20 protein-coding genes are annotated in these 22226 nt (G+C 59.4%); 11 read left to right on the forward strand and 9 right to left on the reverse strand.

Annotation, left to right across the window (positions count from 1 at the left end):
• Positions 1-216: 216 nt before the first annotated feature.
• Positions 217-630, forward strand: a complete 414-nt coding sequence (msrB, locus tag GO007_RS06115) for a peptide-methionine (R)-S-oxide reductase MsrB (RefSeq protein ID WP_095096848.1) — start codon at positions 217-219, stop codon at positions 628-630.
• 44 nt (positions 631-674) lie between these two features.
• Positions 675-950: a YeaC family protein gene (locus GO007_RS06120; protein WP_095096852.1), complete on the forward strand. Its 276-nt coding sequence runs from the start codon at positions 675-677 to the stop codon at positions 948-950.
• Positions 951-1024: 74 nt separating this feature from the next.
• On the opposite strand, the gene yajD is transcribed toward GO007_RS06120, so the two are convergent.
• From yajD to sppA, 5 genes are all read right to left on the reverse strand, one after another.
• Positions 1025-1369: an HNH nuclease YajD gene (gene yajD / locus GO007_RS06125; RefSeq protein WP_095096855.1), complete on the reverse strand. Its 345-nt coding sequence runs from the start codon at positions 1367-1369 to the stop codon at positions 1025-1027.
• 148 nt (positions 1370-1517) lie between these two features.
• Positions 1518-2771, reverse strand: a complete 1254-nt coding sequence (gene chiD / locus GO007_RS06130) for a chitinase ChiD (protein ID WP_095096858.1) — start codon at positions 2769-2771, stop codon at positions 1518-1520.
• Between the two features lie 171 nt (positions 2772-2942).
• Complete coding sequence (pncA, locus tag GO007_RS06135) at positions 2943-3584, reverse strand: bifunctional nicotinamidase/pyrazinamidase (protein WP_095096861.1); 642 nt, start codon at positions 3582-3584, stop codon at positions 2943-2945.
• Between the two features lie 10 nt (positions 3585-3594).
• Entirely contained in the window at positions 3595-4611 is a 1017-nt protein-coding gene (gene ansA, locus GO007_RS06140; protein WP_095096864.1) for an asparaginase, read from the reverse strand.
• 468 nt (positions 4612-5079) lie between these two features.
• Positions 5080-6933 (reverse strand): signal peptide peptidase SppA, encoded by a 1854-nt coding sequence (sppA, locus tag GO007_RS06145; protein WP_095096867.1) that lies wholly within the window; start codon positions 6931-6933, stop codon positions 5080-5082.
• A gap of 165 nt (positions 6934-7098) precedes the next feature.
• Here sppA and GO007_RS06150 point away from each other — a divergent pair, with 165 nt between their 5' ends.
• Positions 7099-7650 carry an NAD(P)H nitroreductase gene (locus GO007_RS06150; RefSeq protein ID WP_095096870.1) on the forward strand — a complete coding sequence of 184 codons (552 nt, stop codon included), beginning with the start codon at positions 7099-7101 and terminating at the stop codon, positions 7648-7650.
• 45 nt (positions 7651-7695) lie between these two features.
• Here GO007_RS06150 and phoC read toward each other — a convergent pair whose 3' ends face one another.
• Complete coding sequence (gene phoC / locus GO007_RS06155) at positions 7696-8442, reverse strand: acid phosphatase PhoC (RefSeq protein ID WP_095096873.1); 747 nt, start codon at positions 8440-8442, stop codon at positions 7696-7698.
• A 227-nt stretch (positions 8443-8669) separates the two neighbouring features.
• Between phoC and selD the strand changes: the two genes are divergently transcribed.
• Positions 8670-9713 carry a selenide, water dikinase SelD gene (gene selD / locus GO007_RS06160; protein WP_095096876.1) on the forward strand — a complete coding sequence of 348 codons (1044 nt, stop codon included), beginning with the start codon at positions 8670-8672 and terminating at the stop codon, positions 9711-9713.
• A gap of 4 nt (positions 9714-9717) precedes the next feature.
• Positions 9718-11670 (forward strand): DNA topoisomerase III, encoded by a 1953-nt coding sequence (locus tag GO007_RS06165; RefSeq protein ID WP_095096879.1) that lies wholly within the window; start codon positions 9718-9720, stop codon positions 11668-11670.
• A gap of 86 nt (positions 11671-11756) precedes the next feature.
• Here GO007_RS06165 and gdhA read toward each other — a convergent pair whose 3' ends face one another.
• The 3 genes from gdhA to xthA form a co-directional block, all read right to left on the reverse strand.
• Positions 11757-13100 carry an NADP-specific glutamate dehydrogenase gene (gene gdhA, locus GO007_RS06170; RefSeq protein WP_095096882.1) on the reverse strand — a complete coding sequence of 448 codons (1344 nt, stop codon included), beginning with the start codon at positions 13098-13100 and terminating at the stop codon, positions 11757-11759.
• 309 nt (positions 13101-13409) lie between these two features.
• Positions 13410-13820, reverse strand: a complete 411-nt coding sequence (locus GO007_RS06175; protein WP_095098102.1) for a pyrimidine (deoxy)nucleoside triphosphate diphosphatase — start codon at positions 13818-13820, stop codon at positions 13410-13412.
• 255 nt (positions 13821-14075) lie between these two features.
• The gene (gene xthA / locus GO007_RS06180) at positions 14076-14882 is read right to left on the reverse strand and encodes an exodeoxyribonuclease III (protein WP_095096885.1); all 807 of its coding nucleotides are present in this window, start codon (positions 14880-14882) and stop codon (positions 14076-14078) included.
• Between the two features lie 446 nt (positions 14883-15328).
• Between xthA and astC the strand changes: the two genes are divergently transcribed.
• From astC to spy, 6 genes are all read left to right on the forward strand, one after another.
• Positions 15329-16549: a succinylornithine/acetylornithine transaminase gene (gene astC / locus GO007_RS06185; protein ID WP_095096891.1), complete on the forward strand. Its 1221-nt coding sequence runs from the start codon at positions 15329-15331 to the stop codon at positions 16547-16549.
• Positions 16546-17580 carry an arginine N-succinyltransferase gene (astA, locus tag GO007_RS06190; RefSeq protein ID WP_095096894.1) on the forward strand — a complete coding sequence of 345 codons (1035 nt, stop codon included), beginning with the start codon at positions 16546-16548 and terminating at the stop codon, positions 17578-17580. The genes astC and astA overlap by 4 nt, the downstream gene beginning before the upstream one ends.
• Positions 17577-19055, forward strand: coding sequence for a succinylglutamate-semialdehyde dehydrogenase (gene astD, locus GO007_RS06195; protein ID WP_095096898.1), 1479 nt, complete (start codon positions 17577-17579; stop codon positions 19053-19055). The genes astA and astD overlap by 4 nt, the downstream gene beginning before the upstream one ends.
• Complete coding sequence (gene astB / locus GO007_RS06200) at positions 19052-20377, forward strand: N-succinylarginine dihydrolase (protein ID WP_095096901.1); 1326 nt, start codon at positions 19052-19054, stop codon at positions 20375-20377. The genes astD and astB overlap by 4 nt, the downstream gene beginning before the upstream one ends.
• A gap of 10 nt (positions 20378-20387) precedes the next feature.
• Entirely contained in the window at positions 20388-21353 is a 966-nt protein-coding gene (gene astE, locus GO007_RS06205; protein WP_095096904.1) for a succinylglutamate desuccinylase, read from the forward strand.
• Positions 21354-21709: 356 nt separating this feature from the next.
• Positions 21710-22192 (forward strand): ATP-independent periplasmic protein-refolding chaperone Spy, encoded by a 483-nt coding sequence (gene spy, locus GO007_RS06210; protein ID WP_095096907.1) that lies wholly within the window; start codon positions 21710-21712, stop codon positions 22190-22192.
• The last annotated feature ends 34 nt before the right edge of the window (positions 22193-22226 follow it).

Below are 22226 nucleotides of genomic sequence, written 5' to 3' on the forward strand. Positions count from 1 at the left end.
GATTGATTTGCCTCACTCTCCCTTTGAGCCCAATTCCATATGGGGACTGCGCGCGGAATTTTAAAGGTCATTAAAGATAAAAATGTGATTTATGTCACAATTATCTAGCTGCCCATCGGCATCGAATAAGTTTAGAACAAAAGTCCACGCTTCATTGTTAATGTTTTGTTAGAATCGAGCAGTTAAAGTTGTCCTTTCACAGCGAGAAGCATGCACATGTCGAATAAACCCTCCTCGGACGAGCTCAAAAAAGAGTTGAGCGAGATGCAGTTTTACGTGACGCAGAATCACGGCACCGAGCCGCCGTTCACCGGCCGACTGCTCCACAACAAACGAGACGGCGTCTACCACTGCCTGGTGTGCGACGCGGCGCTGTTTCACTCGCAAACCAAGTACGATTCGGGCTGCGGCTGGCCGAGCTTTTTTGAGCCGGTAAGCGACGAGGCCATTCGCTATCTGAACGATTACTCTCACGGTATGCAGCGCACGGAAATTCGCTGCGGTAAGTGCGATGCTCACCTCGGACACGTCTTCCCGGATGGTCCGCAGCCGACCGGCGAGCGTTTTTGCGTAAATTCGGCCTCGTTAAGCTTCAGCGACGATGATAATGGCGAGCAGATCAAGGGCTAAAGAAACGATTCAGCAAATTATTCCAATGCGGAGTTGAGCGGACGATGGATATCGAGCAAATTATCGACAGTATGACCCCGGAAGTTTATCAGCGTCTGGCCACGGCGGTGGAGCTGGGAAAATGGCCGGATGGGGTGGCGTTAACCCCGGAGCAGAAAGAGAACAGCCTGCAGCTGGTGATGCTGTGGCAGGCGCGACACAACGTCCAGGCCCAGCATATGACGATCGATACCAACGGGCAGATGGTGATGAAGAGCAAGCAGGAGCTAAAAGTGGAGTTCGGCATTTCGCCAGAACCTATTGTGACGTTTAAATCCTGATCGGCTCGCGCGGGTATGCTGCTTACGCAGGCCCGGCGGGTTTCGCCGCCGGGCGCTGAAGCTTTACGGACCGGTTACTTCTTGTTCATCATCGCTTTAAGATCGGCAAAAGGGTTATATTTCGCGTCGCCGACGCTCTTTTGCGCGTCTTCGCCCGCCACCACCGTTGAACCATACTGATCGGCTTCCGTGTACTTGGAATGCTCGTGGTCGTGACAGTACAGGCACAGCATCTCCCAGTTACTGCCATCTTCCGGGTTGTTGCCGTGATCGTGATCGATATGGTGCACCGTCAGCTCACGCAGATTCGAATAGACAAATTCACGGGAACAGCGTCCGCAGACCCACGGGAAGAGTTTTAACGCCTTTTCGCGATAACCGACTTCCAGACGGGCGTAGTTTTTGGGGATAAAAGCCATAAAGCCCCATGCCTCCTGTAGCAAATGAAAAGCTGCGCCAAAACCTGGCGCCGCCGATTGCGACAATCATAACCTATCGCCGGACGCGACACACCTCATCTCCTTCAGGGCGCCGCGTCCCGCGCTGCGGGCGGTAACGATCCTGAGGTTAGTGTTTAATCCCTAACGACTCGGCCAGCTGTTTGGCCAGCTGGTTTTGCTCATCGGCGCCGTACTCCCAGAACATCGCGCCTGCCAGCCCCTTACTCTTGATATAGTCGGCTTTGAGCGCAACGGAGCGTGGGTTTTCGTAGGACAGCGCAAACAGCGCCTTGCCGTCCGCCGACTGCACCGACAGCCACGGCACCTTCGCCTGGTCATCCCAGTGCTCGCTAAAGCGCTGGCGCGGATCGTTAAGCAGCTTCGCGACGATATCGTTGTACTTTACGTAGGTATCTTTGCTCAGATCGAAGCCCAGGGATTTGAACAGCGCGATCTGCTCGGTTCCGAACCAGGGCTGAGTCACGGGATTTTTCTGCGCATCGGGTTTGCTCCAGTCGATGCCCGGCTCAACCGCCCGTTTTGGCACCCGACCATAGAAACCAATGCCGAGGTTCATCTGGCCCGGCTTCAAACCGGCGGCAAGATAGTTATTAACCACAAAATCGGCGCTGTACTTATCCGCCGCCACCACCGTCGGCCACCGGGTTGAGTCGTACAGATTAGAGTTGAAGTACTGGGTGCCGTAGGCCATGTCGTAGGTCATCAGGTTGATGTAATCCAGCAGCGGGGCGATAGCTTTGACATCGACCCAGCTTTTGGGGCTTTCGGCGTTGGCTCCCACGGCGATGGTCACCAGCTTTTTCTGGCCAAATGCGGCCCGCAGCTCCTTCAGCAGCGCGGTAAAGTTATCGCGATCGGCCGGCTGGCTGGCAACCAGTCCCCACGCGCCGTTGACCGGATACTCCCAGTCGAGGTCGATACCGTCCAGGCCATACTGCGCGACGATCTCCTGCGCAGAGCGGATAAACGCCGCGCGGCTCTCCTCGCTGGCCGCCGCGCCGGAAAATCCGCGTGCGCCCCAGCCGCCAACGGAAAGCAGAACCTTCAGCTCCGGGTTCTGCTGGCGCAGCGCGGGGATTTTGCGCAAATCAGCCTGTACTTTTGGCGACAGCCAAATTTGATGCAGCCTGGCAGGGTCTTTTAACGCCGCGTTGGTTTCATCCTTTTCGTCGTTGTAGACCAGGCCAAAGGAGTAGTTGAGATGGGTAATCTGGCGCACGTCCAGTTTATCGATATCGCCGCCCGGCCCGGCGGTCACGTCGCCGCCGCCGTTAAAATAGCCGACGGACATCAGGGAGTGAGCAGAGACAACTGAGGCGAAAAGCAGGGGTAATGCTGCCAGTAAAGGCAAAAGTTTCATGGACGATCCTCTTTGACATTAAAAAAAGCAAACACGCCACGGGAATGGCGTGGCGAAAAAAAAGCCCGCCCACACTATCAGCAATAGCCTGTTGAATCTGCGAGTTTGCTCAATGAATCGCTCAGAGGAGGCGCAAAGAAGTGGCCCGAAGCGGCGGCTTCGGGCGAAGGATCAGGCCTGGGTTTCCAGCCAGTCGCTGAGGGTATAGAGCGTCGCGCCGGCGGCGGCCATAGCCATAAAGGCGTGGGCGCTGTCCTGCGGCTGGATATTGACGCCGCGACAGCCGTCGGTAATCACGTTAACGCGATATCCGAGGTCGAGCGCGTCCAGCACCGTAAACTGAACGCAGTAGTCGGTCGCCAGACCCAGCACGATCAGTTCGGCGATCCCGCGCGCGCGCAGCCAGTCGTCGAGCTGGGTTTTGTGGCGATGACCGTTGTCGAAAAAGGCGCTATAGCTGTCGATCGCCGGATTTTCGCCCTTGTGGAACACGGCGGAGATATCCTGCTGCTGAAGCAGCGGATGCAGCTCCGCCCCGGCGCTATGCTGCACGCAGTGATCCGGCCAGAAGGTCTGCGCAAGGCCATCGAGTTCGCCCTGCGAGTAGGGCTCGGCCTGATGCTGGCTGGCGAAGCTGCCGTGGTTTGCCGGATGCCAGTCCTGGCTGGCAACGACTATTTCGCCGCGCGCCAGGCTCCAGTCGATCAGCCGGTTGGCGACATCAACGGTGCTATCGCCCTGCGGAACGGCGAGCGCGCCGCCCGCGCAAAAATCATTTTGTAAATCAACCAACAGCAGGGCACGATTGGTCATCACAAGCTCCTTACTCATCGGGAGTCAGCTCACCGCGCAGGTTTTCCTGCATCAGGCGGCGAATGGCCTCAACGTTCAGATTCTGGCTCAGCAGGTAGTGCAGCTTGGTCAGCGTCGCCTCGACGGTCATGTCGAAACCGCCGATCACGCCCGCCTGGGCGAGGGCGTTGCCGGTGGCATAGCCGCCCATGTTGACCTTGCCGGACATGCATTGCGTCAGGTTAATCACCACAATTCCGCGCTGGCTGGCTTCGGTCAGAACCCGAATAAACTCGCCGTTCTGCGGGGCGTTACCGACGCCATAAGAGCGTAGGATCAGCGCCTTCACCGGCTGGCGGAGAAAATTGCGCACCACGTCGGCGGAGATCCCCGGATAAATCGTCACCACGCCGATCGGCTGCGGCGTAATCGGGTGCACGATCAGTTCGCCCACGCCGTGCGGCGCCGGCGGCGTCCCGAGGCGGCGGATATGGATCCCGGCCTCCAGCAGCGGCGCCAGATTCGGAGAAGCAAAGGCGTTGAACCCGTCGGCATGGGCTTTAGTGGTGCGGTTGCCGCGATACAAACAGTTGTTGAAAAACAGCGCCACTTCGTTAATCGGGTAATTTGCGGCGACGTACAGCGCGTTCAGCAAATTGATCTGCCCGTCGGAGCGCAGCTCGGCTAGCGGAATTTGTGACCCTGTCACAATTACCGGTTTGCCCAGATTCTCCAGCATGAACGACAGCGCCGAGGCGGTAAACGCCATGGTGTCGGTTCCGTGGAGGATCACGAAGCCATCATACTCATCATAGTGGGCGCGAATATCTTCCGCGATATGCTGCCAGTCTTCCGGCGTCATGTCGGACGAATCCATCAGCGGGGCATATTCGTGAATAGTAAAGTCCGGCATCTCCGGACGGTGGAACTCAGGCATCAGCGCGAGCTGACGCTGCAGGTGGCCGGAGACGGGAATATAGCCGTGTTCGGAGCGCTGCATACCGATGGTCCCACCGGTGTAGGCAACGTAAATCGATTTCTTGTGCATAGCATCGCTTAGGTTGTACGTAGACAGGCGCAGTATAAGGTGGTCGGGGAAAAAATACAGCGTATATACCCGTACCCGTCATACTTCGAGCTGCAGATGCGTTGGCGGCGCTTACTCACCCGGTCACATAGTGGCCTATGCTCCCGGGGATTCGCTCGCTTGCCGCGTGATTCGGCCTACGGCCTCACCCCTTCGGGGCCAGCGCAAGCGCTGTTCAAAACGGTTAACCGTTTTGTCATGCAACTCGAATTATTTAGGGTATACCCGGTATTCGGGTTACTGCTGTGCTGGCTGCCCGGTCACATAATTAGCCTATGCTCCCGGGAATTCGCTCGCTTGCCGCGTGATTCGGCCTCCGGCCTCACCCCTTCTGGGCCAGCGCAACGAATTATTTAGGGTATACCTGCTATTGCGGGGGAAAAATAAAACCCCGGCCGATAGCCGGGGTTTGTTGTCGAACGGGGCGGGCTAGCGGATATTGGCGCAGGTTAAGCAGAAGGCGTAGCGGTTCTGCGGATCGTTAAATGCCGCCAGCTTGTCGCTTTCGGCCTTCACCGCATCGGCGGCTGCCGCGACGGGGGCGGGCAGCCAGGCCTGCAGCGCTGCCGGCAGCGACGCGCGAACGGAACCGGTCAGGCTATCAACCACCATTGAGAAGAAGGTCGGATCTTCCTGGTAGTAGTTAATGTGCCACTGTTTCAGCTTCGCCAGCTCTGCGGCTTTCGTCACCGCATCATCGAAGTCGCCGAGGCTATCAACCAGGCCGTTGGCCTTGGCATCTTCGCCGGTCCAGACGTGGCCCTGGGCAATCTGGTCAACTTTCTCCGGGGTACTCTTACGCGCGTTAGCAACCAGCGTAATAAAGCGCTTATAGCCGTTCTCAATGCTCAGCTGCATCATTTGCTGCACTTCAGGCGGCAAGGATTTGGTGGTTGAGACATCCGCCAGCGGCGAAGTGGACACGCCGTCGGTATGTACGCCGATGGAGCCCAGGGTATTTTCAACGGTGTTGATCACGCCAAAGATGCCGATGGAGCCGGTGAGGGTGCTCGGGTTCGCCACGATGTAATCCGCCGGGGTGGAAATCCAGTAGCCGCCGGATGCCGCCATGCCGCCCATAGAAACTACCACCGGTTTGCCCGCCGCTTTCGCCGCGGCCAGCTCTTCGCGAATCACTTCCGAAGCGCTGACGCTGCCGCCAGGGCTGTTAACGCGCAGCACGATGGCTTTCACCTTCGGATCGAGGCGCGCATCGCGGATCTGGGCCGCCGTGGTATCGCCGCCGACGTTGCCCGGCGTTTCTTCACCGTCCATGATCGCGCCGTTCGCGAAGATAACCGCAATTGCGGCACCCTGGTCGGACGGTGTCTTAACGCTGTAATCGTAATAGCTGATGGCGCGATAGTTGTTATCCGCTTTGCTCCAGCCAAACTGTTTGGTCAGCGCCTTTTCGATATCGGTAGAGGTTGCCAGCTCATCAACCAGCTTGCTGTCCAGGGCGTATTTCGCCGTATCGCCGTCGACCTTGCGCAGGCCGTCGAGCACGCCCTGGGCGCCGGGGAACAGCTGCTGGGCGGTGATCTGCCGGTTGGCGGCGATGGTATTGAGATAGTTCTGCCACAGCTCGCCTATCCAGCGGCTGTCGGCTTCACGGGCGGCCGGGGACATATCGTCGCGGATAAACGGCTCGACCGCTGACTTATAGGTTCCGACGCGGAAAACGTGGGTGGACACCTTCAGCTTATCGAGCAGCGACTTGTAGTACAGGCCGTTGGTGGCAAAACCGTGCAGGTCAACTTCGCCCTGCGGCGAGAGCCAAATTTTATTGGCGAAGCTTGCCAGATAGTACTGCCCCTGGCTGTAGCTGCTGCCGATGGCGTAGACCGGCTTGCCGCTATCGCGGAATTCGCGCAGCGCTTTGCCGATGTACTGCATCGACGGCTGGTCACCGCCGGCAAAATTCTTCAGATCCAGCACGATGCCGGTGATATTGCGGTCGTCTTTCGCCTGACGGATGGTTTGTACGATATCAAACAGCGAGTTTTCCTGCAGGCGGTCCGAGCTGGCGCCAAACAGCTGGCGGCCAATCACGCCAAGCTTGCTGCTGGCCGAAGGCTTGTCGACCACTACGCCGGTAATATCCATCAGCAGCGCGCCGCGAGCGGCATGCTCCGTGGTGGTACTGCTGAACTGCGCCCAGATGCCGATGCAAACCAGCACCAGCAGCAGGAAAACCAGGTTTAGCGCGAGCTGACGAACAAAATTAAGTACTCGCCACGTCCATTTAAAAAATCCGGCAATCAGTCGCCAAAGGGTTCGCATGTATTCTCCCTAACATTATAAAAAGTGGGCTAACCGCAGGGGCTGCCGCGTCTGGCTATCCTAAAGAGACCATCGGCGCTTGTCAGCAGGAATCACCCGTCGGGCTGTAACAAAATTCGTGAGCATGTTAATTTTATGAAAAATAACCTCACAGGAGTCACATAGATGGATGCTCTCGACCTACTGGTTAACCGCCGCAGCGCCTCACGCCTGGCTGAACCGGCTCCGGCCGGCGAACAGCTGGAAAATATTCTCCGCGCCGGCCTGCGCGCCCCGGATCACGGGACATTACAGCCGTGGCGGTTCTTTATTATTGCCGATGAAGGGCGCGAGCGCTTCAGCCAGCTGTTGGAAAAAGGCGCGCTGGCCGCCGGGCAGGATGAAAAGGGCGTAGAGAAAGCGCGCAGCGCGCCGTTCCGGGCGCCGTTGATTATCACCGTGGTTGCCCGCTGTGAGGATCATCCGAAGGTGCCTAAGTGGGAGCAGGAGATGTCGGCGGGCTGTGCGGTCATGGCGATGCAGATGGCCGCGCTCGCTCAGGGATTCAACGGTATCTGGCGCAGCGGGGCGTTAACCGAAAGCGCCATCGTGCGTGAAGGTTTTGCCTGCCGCGAACAGGATAAAATCGTCGGTTTCCTCTATCTGGGCACGCCGCTGCTTAAAGCATCAACCAGCATCGCCGTCGCCGATACCGCGCCGTTCGTCGTGCGTTTCTGAGCATGAATTGCCCGGCAGGCGCTTGCCGCCGGGCTGCCTTACTGACTACTTCTGCTGTTTCGCAAACTCATCTTTCGCTTTCTGCAGCTGCTGCTGGAAAGCCGGATTGGTATGCAGCGTCGCCACTACCGCTGAGCCGACAATGCGCGCGGCATCGACGTCGCTTTGCCAGTGATAGCCGCAGATGACCCGGCTCTCGCCGAGCTCGTAGCCGCGCTTGAGAATTTCATTCTGCCGCTGCGGGTTAACTTCGGCCAGTACCAGCGCCGTGGCCCAGCCGATAGAGGTGTGGCCGGAAGGATAGGAGCCGTTTTTCGACAGCTTATCCTGCTCGGTGGTGTTGCAGGTGGCAACGCCGTAAAACGCGAACGGACGAATGCGCATGTACTTCTCTTTCGCCCCGCGGGTTGCGAGGTCGCCGGCATCTTCAATCATATTGGTCAGCAGCTTGTGCAGCGCCGGCGCGTCTTTTTCGGTGATCGGGGAGCCGAATGCGCCGGAGAAGGCGTTCGCCACGCCGCCTGCGCTAAGGTTTGCGTCCTCTGCCGCCAGCTTACCGCGCTCGGTCGCCCGCAGCAGACGTCCTTTCTCATACATGGCCTGATCGTTTAAAAAGGCAATACTGCCCACTTCCGGCGGTGGCGGCAGGAGCGCCAGGCTATCGATGGCCTGCGCATTTTTCAGGTAATAGAGGTCAGGTTTGGTCGTGGCATCGTTACCCGTTGCCACCAGGGCAAAAGCGTTAACGGAGAAGAGGCCTGCCAGGCAAAGGGCGAGAACGCGCTTTTTCATCAAAATTTCCTTTCGTTGTTATCTGTCCAGAGAGAGCAGAACGTTTCTTTGTCACATTTCTGTCATCTTTTAGTAAAAGTTAAAATGCCGTTAAAAAAATGGCTCCCTATCGCAAAATCGCATATTTGTGTGCTTAATGAGCAACTATTCGCGATTTCAGACTGTCGTACTTACCACCTCGACGTTTGGGCGCTACCATAGCGGGATTGCAATGACAGGAGATGTCCATGAGCGAGCAAGCTATTCGTTTAACGCAATACAGCCACGGAGCCGGTTGCGGGTGTAAAATTTCCCCTAAAGTGCTGGAAACTATCCTTAAAAGTGACCAGGCAAAATTTATTGACCCCAACCTGCTGGTGGGCAATGAAACCAGCGACGATGCGGCGGTCTATGACCTGGGTAACGGCACGTCCATCATCAGCACGACCGACTTTTTTATGCCGATTGTCGATAGTCCGTTCGACTTTGGGCGCATTGCCGCGACTAACGCCATCAGCGATATTTTCGCTATGGGCGGCAAACCGATTATGGCGATAGCCATCCTCGGCTGGCCGATTAACACCCTGGCGCCGGAAATCGCCCGCGAAGTGGTTGACGGCGGCCGTTTCGCCTGCCAGCAGGCGGGGATCTCTCTGGCCGGCGGCCACTCCATTGACGCGCCTGAGCCTATTTTCGGTCTCGCGGTGACCGGCGTGGTGCCCACCGAACGTATCAAGAAAAACAGCACCGCCGAGGCGGGATGCCGGCTGTTCCTCACCAAACCGCTGGGGATCGGCGTGCTGACGACCGCCGAGAAAAAATCGCTGCTCAAGCCTGAGCATCAGGGGCTGGCTACCGAAACCATGTGTCAGATGAACCTCGTCGGCTCCGCATTTGCCAATATTGATGGCGTGAAGGCGATGACCGACGTCACCGGTTTTGGTCTGCTTGGGCACCTGAGCGAAGTGTGCCGCGGGGCGGGCGTACAGGCGCAGCTGAACTATGCCGACATCCCGAAACTGCCGGGCGTGGAAGAGTACATTCTCGCCGGCGCGGTTCCCGGCGGCACCGGGCGGAATTTTGCCAGCTACGGCCACCTGATGGGCGAAATGCCGCCGGAGTGGCGCGATCTGCTGTGCGATCCGCAAACCTCCGGCGGCCTGCTGCTGGCGGTATCGCCGGAAGCCGAAGCCGAGGTCCGCGCGGCGGCCGAGGCGTCCGGCGTGACGCTGGCCGCTATCGGCGAGCTGGTTACCGCCCGCGGCGGACGCCCCATGATCGAGATCCGTTGATTACATGCGGCTGTTTATTGCAGAAAAACCGAGCCTCGGCCGCGCCATTGCCGAGGTGTTACCCAAGCCGCATCGCAAGGGCGACGGCTATATTGAGTGCGGCAACGGGCAGGTGGTCACCTGGTGTATTGGCCATCTGCTTGAGCAGGCGCAGCCGGATGTCTATGACGGGCGCTACGCGCGCTGGAACCTGGTCGATCTGCCCATTGTCCCGGATAAGTGGCAGCTACAGCCGAAACCGTCGGTCAGCAAACAGCTTAACGTCATCAAGCGGCTGCTGGGCGACGCCGAAGAGGTGATCCACGCCGGTGACCCGGACAGGGAAGGTCAGCTGCTGGTGGATGAAGTCCTCGACTATCTGCAGCTGGCGCCGGAAAAGCGCCTGCAGGTGCAACGTTGCCTGATCAACGATCTTAACCCGCAGGCGGTCGAGCGGGCGATTTCTCGTCTGCGGGCCAACAGCGAGTTTATTCCGCTATGCGTATCGGCACTGGCGCGCGCGCGCGCCGACTGGCTGTATGGGATCAACATGACCCGGGCCTACACGCTGCTTGGGCGCAACGCGGGCTATCAGGGCGTTCTCTCGGTTGGGCGCGTGCAGACCCCGGTGCTCGGGCTGGTAGTGCGTCGGGATGAAGAGATCGAGAACTTTGTGGCGAAGGATTTCTTCGACGTTAAGGCGCATATCGTCACTCCCCTGCAGGAGCGCTTCGTCGCGACCTGGCAGCCGAGCGATGCCTGCGAATCCTGGCAGGATGAGGAGGGGCGCCTGCTGCATCGCCCGCTGGCCGAACACGTCGTCGCGCGGATTACCGGCCAGCCCGCGATGGTCACGGCCTACAACGATAAGCGGGATTCGGAACCTGCTCCGCTACCGTTTTCGCTCTCGGCGCTGCAGATTGAGGCCGCAAAGCGTTTTGGCTTCAGCGCGCAAAACGTGCTGGATATTTGCCAGAAGCTGTACGAGACCCACAAGCTGATCACCTACCCGCGTTCGGACAGCCGCTATCTGCCGGAGGAGCACTTCGCCGGCCGCCATGCGGTACTCAACGCCATTGGCGTCCACGCGCCGGATTTATTGCCCCAGCCGGTGGTTAACCCGGAAATCCGCAACCGCTGCTGGGACGATAAAAAAGTTGATGCGCACCATGCCATCATTCCCACCGCGCGCAGCAGCCAGGTGCGGCTGACGGAGAACGAGGTCAAGGTCTACGGCCTGATCGCGCGCCAGTACCTGATGCAGTTTTGTCCGGACGCGGTATTCCGCAAATGCCAGATTGACCTTGAGATCGCCAACGGCAAGTTTGTTGCCAAGGCCCGTTTCCTCGCCGAGGCCGGCTGGCGGGCGCTGCTGGGCAATAAAGAGCGCGATGAAGAGAACGACGGTACGCCGCTGCCGGTGGTGGCGAAGGACGATGAGCTGCTGTGTGAAAAGGGTGAAGTGGTGGAGCGGCAAACCCAGCCGCCGCGCTATTTTACCGATGCGACGCTGCTCTCCGCGATGACCGGGATTGCCCGCTTTGTGCAGGATAAGGATCTGAAGAAGATCCTGCGCGCTACCGACGGCCTGGGTACGGAAGCGACCCGCGCCGGAATTATTGAGCTGCTGTTTAAACGCGGGTTTTTAGTCAAAAAAGGGCGCTATATCCACTCCTCGGACGCAGGACGCGCGCTGATTCACTCCCTGCCCGAAATGGCCGCCAGGCCGGATATGACCGCGCACTGGGAATCGGTGCTGACGCAAATCAGCGAAAAGCAGTGCCGCTATCAGGACTTTATGCAGCCGCTGGTGGGAACGCTTTATCAGCTTATCGACCAGGCGCGCAGCACGCCGGCTCGCCAGTTCCGCGGTATCGTTGCGCCGGGAGGCGGTAAGAAGGAGTTCAGCAAAGGCAAGCCGAGAGCCAGGACGAAGGGCAAAAAGCCGGCGGCGGATGCGCCTGCCGACAATCCATAATAAAAGACCCCGCAGGCCGGGGTCTTTATCCGTAGGAACCCATCAGCTGCTCTCCCGGATACGCGCGACCCGGGAAAGCCTGCGGATTAAATCACGCCCTGCGCCAGCATCGCGTCGGCCACTTTAACGAACCCGGCAATGTTGGCGCCGCGCACGTAGTTAGTCTGCTTCGCTTCGCCGCCGTACTCCACGCAGGCGTGGTGAATGTCGAGCATGATGTGGTGCAGGCGGGCGTCAACCTTCTCTGCTTTCCAGCTCATTCGCGCGGCGTTCTGCGCCATTTCGAGACCGGAAGTCGCCACGCCGCCGGCGTTAGCTGCTTTACCCGGAGCGAACAGCACGTTGGCTTCGAGGAACAGATCGGTTGCGGCGATGGTGGTCGGCATATTTGCGCCTTCGGCCACGGCCTTAACGCCGTTGGCGATCAGCAGGCGAGCGGCGTCAACGTCCAGCTCGTTTTGCGTGGCGCACGGCAGCGCAATATCCACCGGCACGGACCACGGCTGCTGGCCTTCGAGATAGTTCAGACCAAACTCGCGGGCATAGTCGGCAACGCGACCGTCGCGGCTGGCTTTAATCGCGCACAGGCGCGCCAGTTTCTCAGGGGTAAAGCCCGCTTCGTCGACCACGGTGCCGCTGGAGTCAGAGGCGGTGATCACGCGCGCGCCAAGCTCCATAGCCTTTTCGATGGCGTACTGGGCCACGTTGCCGGAGCCGGAAACCGCTACGCGCATTCCTTCGAAGCCAAGACCGTGGCGTTTAAGCATCGCTTCGGTGAAATAGACCAGGCCATAGCCGGTCGCTTCCGGGCGAATCAGGCTGCCGCCGAAGGAGAGCCCTTTGCCGGTGAACACGCAGGCGCTGTTGTTGGAGAGCTTACGCATCATCCCGGCCATAAAGCCGACTTCGCGACCGCCAACGCCGATATCGCCAGCCGGTACGTCGGTGTCCGGGCCTAAATGACGATACAGTTCGGTCATCAGCGACTGGCAGAAGCGCATCACTTCGCCGTCGCTTTTCCCTTTCGGGTCGAAATCGCTGCCGCCTTTACCGCCGCCCATTGGCAGGGTGGTCAGGGCGTTTTTAAACGTTTGCTCGAAGCCGAGGAATTTCAGGATCGACAGGTTGACCGACGGGTGGAAGCGCATGCCGCCTTTATACGGGCCGATGGCGGAGTTGAACTGCACGCGCCAGGCGCGGTTAACCTGAACCTGATTACGGTCATCAACCCACACGACGCGGAACTGGATGGCCCGCTCCGGTTCAACCAAACGTTCCAGCAGATTGAGCTGGCGATAGCGCGGATTTTCCTCAAGGAAAGGCCACAGGGTGGTCATCACCTCGCGGACGGCCTGAGCAAATTCGGTTTGATGAGGATCGCGCTGTTGAACGCGGGCGAGAAAACCTTCCAGAGTGCACGTCTGATCCATAGATATAACTTCCCCTTATGGTTGTGGTTGCGTTTATACATCTCATCCGTCAGGTCTGCCTCTTTGCCGGCTGCGCTCGCTCACCCCCGCCGCTTACCGATGTCAGCCGCCGGGGAGCGACTCTTTTGCCGCCGTGATGCAACCTGAATGATTTTATGTATTTTTATTATGGTTCGGCCCTTGAAAAAGCCGATTTTCCGACTATAACACCAGCAATCGTTAGGCAAGCAAGGAAAAGTTATCCTGACAGCAAAATTTATAATCCGCCGGCTGTCATAACTAAAAACGATGATGACGGCAGCGGAGGGGTCAGCGGGGAAGGTCGGCGGCGCTACGGGCGATAAAGGCTTCCAGCAGGGGGATATCCGCCGGCGCGAGGTTGAAGGTTAAGGCTTCCTGCGGCGAGCACCAGCGCAGCTGGCTGTGATAGTGCGCGGTTGGGGTACCGCTAAAGCTGGGCACCCACCAGGCGTGGAGATGAATCAGCCGCCCGGAGACCTCCCGCTGGTGGCTGGCGATGTAGCGGGCGGGAAGGGCGGTGATGCCAAGCTCCTCCTGCAGTTCGCGGGTCAGCGCCTGCGCCTGGCTCTCGCCGGATTCCACCTTTCCGCCGGCAAACTCCCACATTCCCGGCTGGTCAGCGTGCGGCGGACGCTGTGCAAGCAGAATATTGCCATCCTGCTCAATAATGGCGGCGACAACATCAATGGTTTTTAGCATCTGAATCATCGTTCTGTACGGAATAATGGCCTATTATCACCGCCTTTGCGCCGACCAGACAACCCCTTAGCCCGCTGGAGATATGCCGTGCCCGACCGCCCTGGGATCGCTGCCACCAGAACGGCGCCCGGTACCGCGTGGCGATAATATATAACGCGACACCGGGCAGATTGCCGGGGGCGCCGCTTTGTTGATTTTGCTCAGGATAATCAGATTCTCCGGCCAGCCGCGGCCGGAGAGTTGGGGCTGCGGGGGTTACGGCTTAAAGGTAGCCCAGACCGGCGCGTGATCGGAAGGTTTTTCCATGCCGCGGATTTCGTAATCAATTCCGGTTTCTATGCAGCGCTGCGCCAGCGGCGTGCTTGCCAGCAGCAGATCGATACGCAGACCGCGATTATCATCGAAGCCCTTGGAGCGGTAGTCGAACCATGAGAACTGCTCGTTGTTTTCCGGGTTGGCGTGACGCCAGGTATCGACCAGACCCCAATCCAGCAGGCGCTCCATCCACTCGCGCTCTTCCGGCAGGAACGAGCACTTACCGGTGCGCAGCCAGCGCTTGCGGTTCTCTTCGCCGATGCCGATATCGAGATCCGTCGGGCTGATGTTCATATCGCCCATAATCAGCACCGGATTGTCTTTTTTCAGCTCAGTATCGAGGTAGTTTTGCAGGTTCTGGTAAAACGCCGCCTTGGCGGGGAATTTTGTCGCGTGATCGCGGCTCTCGCCCTGGGGGAAGTAGCCGTTGATCACCGTCACGTTACCGGATGCGCAAGGGATTTCAGCCATGATGATGCGGCGCTGGGCCTCTTCATCATCGCCCGGGAAACCGCGGCGCACGCTAACCGGCGTCTCTTTGGTCAGCAGGGCGACGCCGTAGTGACCTTTCTGCCCGTGGTAGAACACGTTGTAGCCGAGCTTTGCCACCTCTTCGAGAGGGAACATATCATCGTGAACTTTGGTTTCCTGTAGGCCAATGACGTCAGGCTGATGCTTGTCGACGATGGCGGCCAGCTGATGCGGGCGCGCCCGCAGGCCGTTGATATTAAAAGAGACAAATTTCATAGTCGCTGCCACTGTGCAAGGTGAATAGTGCAGGGATGTTAGCAGAAATTCGGCAGGCTGGCTGCCGGAAGGCATTTTATTGTCCACAACGCCGGGAGTACGGCGGCGAATGGCTAAATCCTGCACCATTCTGGCGCGCCGCGCGCCAAAAAAGGGCGAATATCTACGATAAATTTCGTAGAGGATCACAAATACAGAATTATATCTTACCGATGAATAAACTATCTATTTTATTCACTGTTCATCACCGTTAATCGGATTGTTATTCACTATTTATGCATTTAATGTGAATATTTTGGTTTTGTAAGCTATTGATATTCCGCGATCAACTTCAATTTATGCATTTTCTCCTCTGGCTGGCACGATGCGTGCAATCTACATTTACAGCGTAATAACTCATAATATTTAACATTATGCATACTTTTTATTTACCGGAAGAGGTCGATATGTCTCAGTCAATTACGCGTAGCAACTTTGATCAATGGATGATGCCGGTTTACGCGCCGGCGGCGTTTATTCCGGTACGCGGCGAGGGCTCACGCCTGTGGGATCAGCAGGGGAAAGAGTATATCGATTTTGCCGGCGGTATCGCGGTGAACGCGCTCGGGCACGCCCATCCTCGTCTGGTTAACGCGCTGACGGAGCAGGCCGGCAAGTTCTGGCATACCGGCAACGGCTATACCAACGAGCCGGCGCTGCGGCTGGCGAAACAGCTTATCGACGCCACCTTTGCCGATCGGGTCTTTTTCTGCAACTCCGGCGCTGAGGCCAACGAAGCGGCGCTGAAGCTGGCGCGCAAATACGCTCACGATCGCTACGGCAGCCAGAAAAGCGGCATCGTGGCGTTCAAAAATGCGTTCCACGGGCGGACGCTGTTTACCGTTTCCGCCGGCGGGCAGCCGGCCTATTCCGCAGACTTTGCGCCGCTGCCCCCGCAGATCCAGCACGCGGTCTATAACGATCTTGACTCCGCCCGGGCGCTGATTGACGACGATACCTGCGCGGTCATCGTCGAGCCGATGCAGGGCGAAGGCGGCGTGGTGCCGGCAGACCCGGCTTTCCTGCGCGGTCTGCGCGATCTGTGCGACGCCCATAATGCGCTGCTGATTTTCGATGAGGTGCAAACCGGCGTCGGGCGCACCGGCGAACTCTATGCCTACATGCACTATGGCGTGACGCCGGACGTGCTGTCGACCGCCAAAGCGCTGGGCGGCGGCTTCCCGATTGGCGCGCTGCTGGCCAGCGAAAAATGCGCCAGCGTGATGACCGTCGGTACCCACGGCACGACCTACGGCGGCAACCCGCTGGCCTGCGCCGTCGCCGGAGAGGTGCTCTCCATTATCAATACGCCGGCAGTTCTGAACGGCGTTAAGCAGCGCCACCAGTGGTTCAGCGAGCGGCTGGGGGCGATTAACGCCCGCTATGGCCTGTTCAAAGAGACCCGCGGCCTCGGACTGCTGATTGGCTGCGTGCTGAAGGATGAGTACGCCGGGAAGGCAAAAGCTATCAGCACCCAGGCGGCGGAGGATGGGCTGATGATCCTGATTGCCGGCGCGAGCGTGGTTCGCTTTGCGCCAGCGCTGATAGTGAGTGAGGAAGAGGTTAACGCGGGTCTGGATCGCTTTGAGCTGGCCTGCCACCACTTTCTCGCGGGAGCGTCATCATGATGGTTATCCGTCCGGTGGAACAGGACGATTTGGCGGGCCTGCTGGCGCTTGCGGGGGTAACCGGCGGCGGCCTGACGTCGCTGCCGGCCGATGAAGCGACGCTGGCGGCGCGTATCGATCGTTCGCAAAAAACCTGGCGCGGCGAGCTGCCGAAAAGCGAGCAGGGCTATGTCTTCGTGCTGGAGGATACGGCCAGCGGGAAGGTTGTGGGGATCTGCGCCGTCGAGGTGGCGGTGGGGCTGAACGATCCCTGGTACAACTATCGCGTCGGCACGCAGGTGCACGCCTCGAAAGAGCTGAACGTCTATAACGCGCTGCCGACCCTGTTTCTCAGCAATGACCACACCGGCAGCAGCGAGCTGTGCACGCTGTTTCTCGACCCGGCGTGGCGTAAAGAAGGCAACGGCTATCTGCTGTCGAAATCGCGCTTTATGTTCATGGCCGCCTTCCGCGAACGCTTTAACGAAAAAGTGGTGGCGGAGATGCGCGGAGTCATCGACGACAGCGGCTACTCGCCATTCTGGGAAAGCCTGGGCAAGCGCTTCTTTGCGATGGAGTTTGCCCGCGCTGACTATCTGTGCGGCACCGGACAAAAGGCGTTTATTGCCGCGTTGATGCCGAAGCATCCGCTCTATATCGACTTTTTATCCGATGAAGCGCGGGCGGTCATTGGCGAGGTGCATCCGCAAACCGCCCCTGCCCGGGCGGTGCTGGAGAAAGAGGGGTTCCGCTATCTTAACTATGTCGATATTTTCGACGGCGGCCCAACCCTCGAGTGCGATATTGACCGGGTGCGTGCGATTCGCAAAAGTCGGCTGGTCGCCGTGGCTGAAGGACAGCCGGCGCCGGGTGAGTGGCCGCTGTGCCTGGTCGCCAACGAGCAGTATCAGCAGTTTCGCGCGATGCTGGTGCATGCCGACCCCGATAGCGATCGTCTGCTGCTGAGCGCCCGCGAGCTGGATGCCCTCAAATGTCACCCCGGTGACCGTATCCGCATGGTGCGCCTGATCCCTGAGGAGAAAAAGTCATGAGTCTATGGATTAACGGCGACTGGCAAACCGGGCGCGGCCCGGCACGCAGTAAAAGCAACCCGGTGAGTGGAGAACAGCTATGGCAGGGCAATGATGCCGACGTCGGGCAGGTTGCGCAGGCGGTTGAGGCCGCCCGGCGCGCGTTTCCGGCCTGGGCCAAAGAGCCGTTTCGCGCCCGGCAGGCGATCGCCGAAAAGTTTGCCGCCCTGCTGGAGGCCAACAAAGCGCAGCTGACGGCCATCATTGCCGAAGAAACCGGCAAACCGCGCTGGGAGGCGGCGACGGAAGTTGGCGCGATGATCAATAAAATTACCATTTCGCTAAAAGCCTACCACAGCCGTACCGGCGAGGCGCAAACCGTCATGAGCGACGGTTCGGCGACGCTGCGCCATCGGCCGCACGGCGTGCTGGCGGTATTTGGCCCGTACAATTTCCCCGGCCATCTGCCGAACGGCCATATCGTTCCGGCGCTGCTGGCGGGGAATACGGTGGTGTTTAAACCGAGCGAGCTGACCCCGCAAAGCGGTGAGGCGGTGGTGAAGCTGTGGGCCGAAGCGGGCCTGCCGCCGGGCGTACTGAACCTGCTGCAGGGCGGGCGCGAAACCGGCGAAGCGCTGAGCGGTCAACCGGATATCGACGGGCTGCTGTTCACCGGCAGCTCCGCTACCGGCTTTCAGCTGCATCGCCAGCTGGCCGGGCAGCCGGAGAAGATCCTCGCGCTCGAAATGGGCGGCAACAACCCGCTGATCGTTGACGAGCCGCGGGATATTGATGCCGCTGTGCATCTGACCATCCAGTCGGCCTTTATTACCGCCGGCCAGCGCTGTACCTGCGCCCGCCGTCTGCTGGTGAAGCGCGGCGAGGTCGGGGATGCGTTCCTGGCCCGGCTGGTGGCCGTCGCGCAGCGGCTCGTTCCCGGCGCGTGGAACGCTGAACCCCAGCCGTTCCTCGGTGGTTTAATTTCCCCGCAGGCGGCGCAGAAGGTCCATCAGGCCTGGCTGCAGCATGTCGCCAGCGGCGGCAGAACGCTGCTGGAGCCGCGGCTGCTGGAGGCCGGAACCTCGTTGCTGACCCCGGGGATCGTCGAGCTTACCGATGTCGCCGAGGTCAAAGATGAGGAGGTCTTCGGTCCGCTGCTGTGCGTCTGGCGCTATGACGAATTTGAGCAGGCGATCGCGCTGGCGAACGCCACGCGTTTTGGATTATCGTGCGGGCTGGTTTCTGCCGAGCGCGAGAAGTTTGATCGGCTGCTGCTGGAAGCGCGGGCCGGGATCGTCAACTGGAACAAACCGCTGACCGGCGCCGCCAGCACCGCACCGTTTGGCGGCACAGGCGCCTCCGGCAACCATCGTCCCGGCGCCTGGTACGCGGCGGATTATTGCGCCTGGCCGATGGCCAGCCTCGAATCGCCGGATCTGACGCTGCCGGAAACCCTCAGCCCGGGCCTCGACTTCCGGCAAGGATCGGCCCGATGAACGCGTGGGAAGTTAATTTTGACGGCCTGCCCGGCCTGACGCACCACTACGCCGGGCTTTCATTTGGCAACGAGGCGTCGACGAAGCATCGCTATCGGGTATCGAACCCGCAGCTGGCGGCGAAGCAAGGGTTAAAAAAAATGAAGGCGCTGGCGGACGCGGGCTACCGGCAGGCGGTGATCCCGCCGCAGGAGCGGCCGAACGTCGCGCTTCTGCGCCAGCTCGGCTTTACCGGCAGCGATCCGCAGGTGGTGGAACGTGCCGCGCGGCAGGCGCCGGACCTGCTGTCCGCGGTCAGCTCCGCTTCTTCAATGTGGGTGGCGAACGCGGCGACGGTGTCGCCCTCCGCCGATTCGCTGGATGGCAGAGTGCATCTGACCGTTGCCAATCTGAACGACAAATTCCACCGCGCCAGCGAGGCGCCGACCACCGAGGCGCTATTGCGCGCCATTTTCCCGGACGAACGGCGGTTTGCCGTGCATCCGGCGCTCCCGCAGGTGGCGCTGTTTGGCGACGAAGGGGCGGCGAACCATAACCGGCTCGGCGGCGAGTACGGCGCGCCCGGCCTGCAGCTGTTTGTCTATGGCCGCGAGCAGGGGGGCGACGGCCTGCCGGTGCGCTATCCGGCGCGCCAGGCGCTGGAGGCCAGCCAGGCCGTCGCCCGGCTGAATCAGGTCAACCCGCGGCAGATTATTTTCGCCCGGCAAAACCCGGCGGTGATCGATAAAGGCGTTTTTCATAACGATGTCATTGCGGTGAGCAATCAGCAGGTGCTGTTTTGCCATGAAGAAGCGTTTGTCGGTCAGCCCCAGCTGCTGCGCCAGCTGGCCGGGCTGGTGGCCGGATTTACGCCGGTCGTGGTGCCGACGAGCGCCGTGAAGGTCGAAGAGGCGGTTGCGACCTACCTGTTTAACAGCCAGCTGTTGAGCAAGCCCGGCGGGGCGATGCGGCTTATTTTGCCCCAGGAGGCGCAGGAGCACGCCGGCGTCTGGCGCTATCTGAACCGGCTGCTGGAGCAGGACAACCCCATCGACGAGCTGCAGGTCTACGATCTGCGGGAGAGCATGGCCAACGGCGGCGGCCCGGCCTGCCTGCGCCTGCGGGTGGTGCTAACGGAAGACGAGCTGCGGGCGGTTAACCCGGCGGTGCTGATGAACGATCGCCTGTTCATCGCGCTCAATGACTGGGTCGAGCGCTACTACCGCGATCGTCTGACGCAGGCGGATCTGGCTGACCCGCAGCTGCTGAGCGAAGGACGCGAGGCCCTTGACCAACTGACGCAGATTTTGCAGCTCGGTTCAGTTTATCCGTTCCAGCAATAAAGGAGACGCAGTGGACGACTTTCTGGCATTAACCCTGGCGGGGCGTTTGCCCCACCATTTTCACGGCGAAACGGCGCACTTCCGCTGGCACTGGCTGGACTGCGGTATTTTACAGCTCACGCCGCACGCGCGCTGCGAGCGGGCGCTGGTGCTCTCCGCCGGGCTCCACGGCAATGAAACCGCGCCGGTAGAGATGATCGATATTCTGCTGCGGCAGCTGTTCAGCGGCGAGCTGCCGCTACGCTGGCGGCTGCTGGTGGTGTTGGGCAACCCTCCGGCGCTGCGGGCCGACAGGCGCTACCTCGCCAGCGATATGAACCGTATGTTCAGCGGACGCTGGCAGGACTTTCCCGCCAGCGATGAAACGAGGCGGGCGCGGCGGCTGGAAACGGTGCTGACGCGGTTTTATGCCGACGCTGGCGGCGCCCGATGGCATCTTGATTTACATACCGCGATCCGCGGATCGCATCACCTCCGCTTTGGGGTGCTTCCGGCGCGACAGACTCCGTGGGATGACGGTTTTCTGAGCTGGCTGGGCGCGGCAGGGCTGGAGGCGCTGGTATTTCATCAGCAGCCGGCGGGCACGTTTACCCACTTCAGCAGCGACCGCTTTGCGGCGCTCTCCTGCACCCTTGAGCTGGGCAAGGCGCTGCCGTTTGGCGCGAATGAGCTGGAGCGGTTTGCCGTCACCCTGCGCGCGCTGATGCGCTTACTGGTCGGCGATCTGGCGGTAGAAGAGGGGCACGAAGCGCTGCGTTATCGGGTGGTCCAGCAGATCACCCGCGGCAGCGAACATTTTCAGCTGCATATGCCGGCGCAGACGCTCAACTTTACGCCGTTTAGCGCCGGGACGCTGCTGGCGGAAGATGGTGAGACCCGCTACGTGGTGGAAAAGGCCCTGGAGTATGTCCTGTTCCCAAACCCTTCTGTCGCGCTGGGCCTGCGGGCCGGGCTGATGCTGGAGCGGTTGTCCTGAACATAAATACGCCCGCTGCCCGTCCGCGGCGGCGTAGATTTTCACCGTGAACCGGATCGTATAATCTTATTTTTTCGTGCCCCGACGTTTGATTACAGATTATTCCTGGCTAACCGCTTTGTTTTTAATCTCTGCTGCTTTATAATCTCCATTATTTCTTTATAAAACAGCTTATTAAATATTTTTAGTTGCAATTACCTCCTCATTTTCCTTATTTTCTCCACAATTGGTGAGAAAATGTTTTTTACACTTTCATTGTTTTACGCTTGCTCTGACTAATTGACGATAAACGTCGTAAAGTTTATCTCGTCAACACGGCACCAGGCCGTGAGAATAACTTAAAGTAAGGACTGAATATGAAGAAGATTACTGCTCTGTTTGTTGCCTCTACTCTGGCCCTGGGCGCTGCTAACCTTGCTCACGCCGCGGATACCACCGCGACCCCGACCGACAGCAAGCCAATGATGCACCATAAAGGGATGCCCGGCGGCCAGCACGATATGATGTTTAAAGGCCTGAACCTGACCGATGCGCAAAAACAGCAGATCCGCGACATCATGAAAAGCCAGCGCGAAAATATGAAGCGTCCTTCCCTCGACGAGCGCCGCGCGATGCATGAGCTAATTGCCAGCGATACCTTCGATAAGGCGAAAGCGGAAGCGCAAATCGACAAGATGGAAGCGCAGCATAAAGATATGGCGCTCTCCCGTATCGAAACCCAGAACAAGATTTACAACATTCTGACGCCGGAACAGAAAAAACAGTTCAATGCTAATTTTGAGAAGCATCTGACAGATCGTAAAGCGCCGGAAGGTAAAATGCCTCCATCTGCTGAGTAATTCAGCCCGCGGAATGAAGACCGCCGGTTCTGCC

Source organism: Klebsiella sp. 10-1 (assembly GCF_009758445.1).
Taxonomy (GTDB): Bacteria; Pseudomonadota; Gammaproteobacteria; order Enterobacterales; family Enterobacteriaceae; genus Klebsiella; species Klebsiella scottii.

What these genes read in the sequence shown, in the direction of transcription:
- msrB (WP_095096848.1), top strand. Translation starts at nt 217, where the DNA reads ATGTCGAATAAACCCTCCTCGGACGAGCTCAAAAAAGAGTTGAGCGAG.
- GO007_RS06120 (WP_095096852.1), top strand. Translation starts at nt 675, where the DNA reads ATGGATATCGAGCAAATTATCGACAGTATGACCCCGGAAGTTTATCAG.
- yajD (WP_095096855.1), bottom strand. Translation starts at nt 1,369, where the DNA reads ATGGCTTTTATCCCCAAAAACTACGCCCGTCTGGAAGTCGGTTATCGC.
- chiD (WP_095096858.1), bottom strand. Translation starts at nt 2,771, where the DNA reads ATGAAACTTTTGCCTTTACTGGCAGCATTACCCCTGCTTTTCGCCTCA.
- pncA (WP_095096861.1), bottom strand. Translation starts at nt 3,584, where the DNA reads ATGACCAATCGTGCCCTGCTGTTGGTTGATTTACAAAATGATTTTTGC.
- ansA (WP_095096864.1), bottom strand. Translation starts at nt 4,611, where the DNA reads ATGCACAAGAAATCGATTTACGTTGCCTACACCGGTGGGACCATCGGT.
- sppA (WP_095096867.1), bottom strand. Translation starts at nt 6,933, where the DNA reads ATGCGAACCCTTTGGCGACTGATTGCCGGATTTTTTAAATGGACGTGG.
- GO007_RS06150 (WP_095096870.1), top strand. Translation starts at nt 7,099, where the DNA reads ATGGATGCTCTCGACCTACTGGTTAACCGCCGCAGCGCCTCACGCCTG.
- phoC (WP_095096873.1), bottom strand. Translation starts at nt 8,442, where the DNA reads ATGAAAAAGCGCGTTCTCGCCCTTTGCCTGGCAGGCCTCTTCTCCGTT.
- selD (WP_095096876.1), top strand. Translation starts at nt 8,670, where the DNA reads ATGAGCGAGCAAGCTATTCGTTTAACGCAATACAGCCACGGAGCCGGT.
- GO007_RS06165 (WP_095096879.1), top strand. Translation starts at nt 9,718, where the DNA reads ATGCGGCTGTTTATTGCAGAAAAACCGAGCCTCGGCCGCGCCATTGCC.
- gdhA (WP_095096882.1), bottom strand. Translation starts at nt 13,100, where the DNA reads ATGGATCAGACGTGCACTCTGGAAGGTTTTCTCGCCCGCGTTCAACAG.
- GO007_RS06175 (WP_095098102.1), bottom strand. Translation starts at nt 13,820, where the DNA reads ATGCTAAAAACCATTGATGTTGTCGCCGCCATTATTGAGCAGGATGGC.
- xthA (WP_095096885.1), bottom strand. Translation starts at nt 14,882, where the DNA reads ATGAAATTTGTCTCTTTTAATATCAACGGCCTGCGGGCGCGCCCGCAT.
- astC (WP_095096891.1), top strand. Translation starts at nt 15,329, where the DNA reads ATGTCTCAGTCAATTACGCGTAGCAACTTTGATCAATGGATGATGCCG.
- astA (WP_095096894.1), top strand. Translation starts at nt 16,546, where the DNA reads ATGATGGTTATCCGTCCGGTGGAACAGGACGATTTGGCGGGCCTGCTG.
- astD (WP_095096898.1), top strand. Translation starts at nt 17,577, where the DNA reads ATGAGTCTATGGATTAACGGCGACTGGCAAACCGGGCGCGGCCCGGCA.
- astB (WP_095096901.1), top strand. Translation starts at nt 19,052, where the DNA reads ATGAACGCGTGGGAAGTTAATTTTGACGGCCTGCCCGGCCTGACGCAC.
- spy (WP_095096907.1), top strand. Translation starts at nt 21,710, where the DNA reads ATGAAGAAGATTACTGCTCTGTTTGTTGCCTCTACTCTGGCCCTGGGC.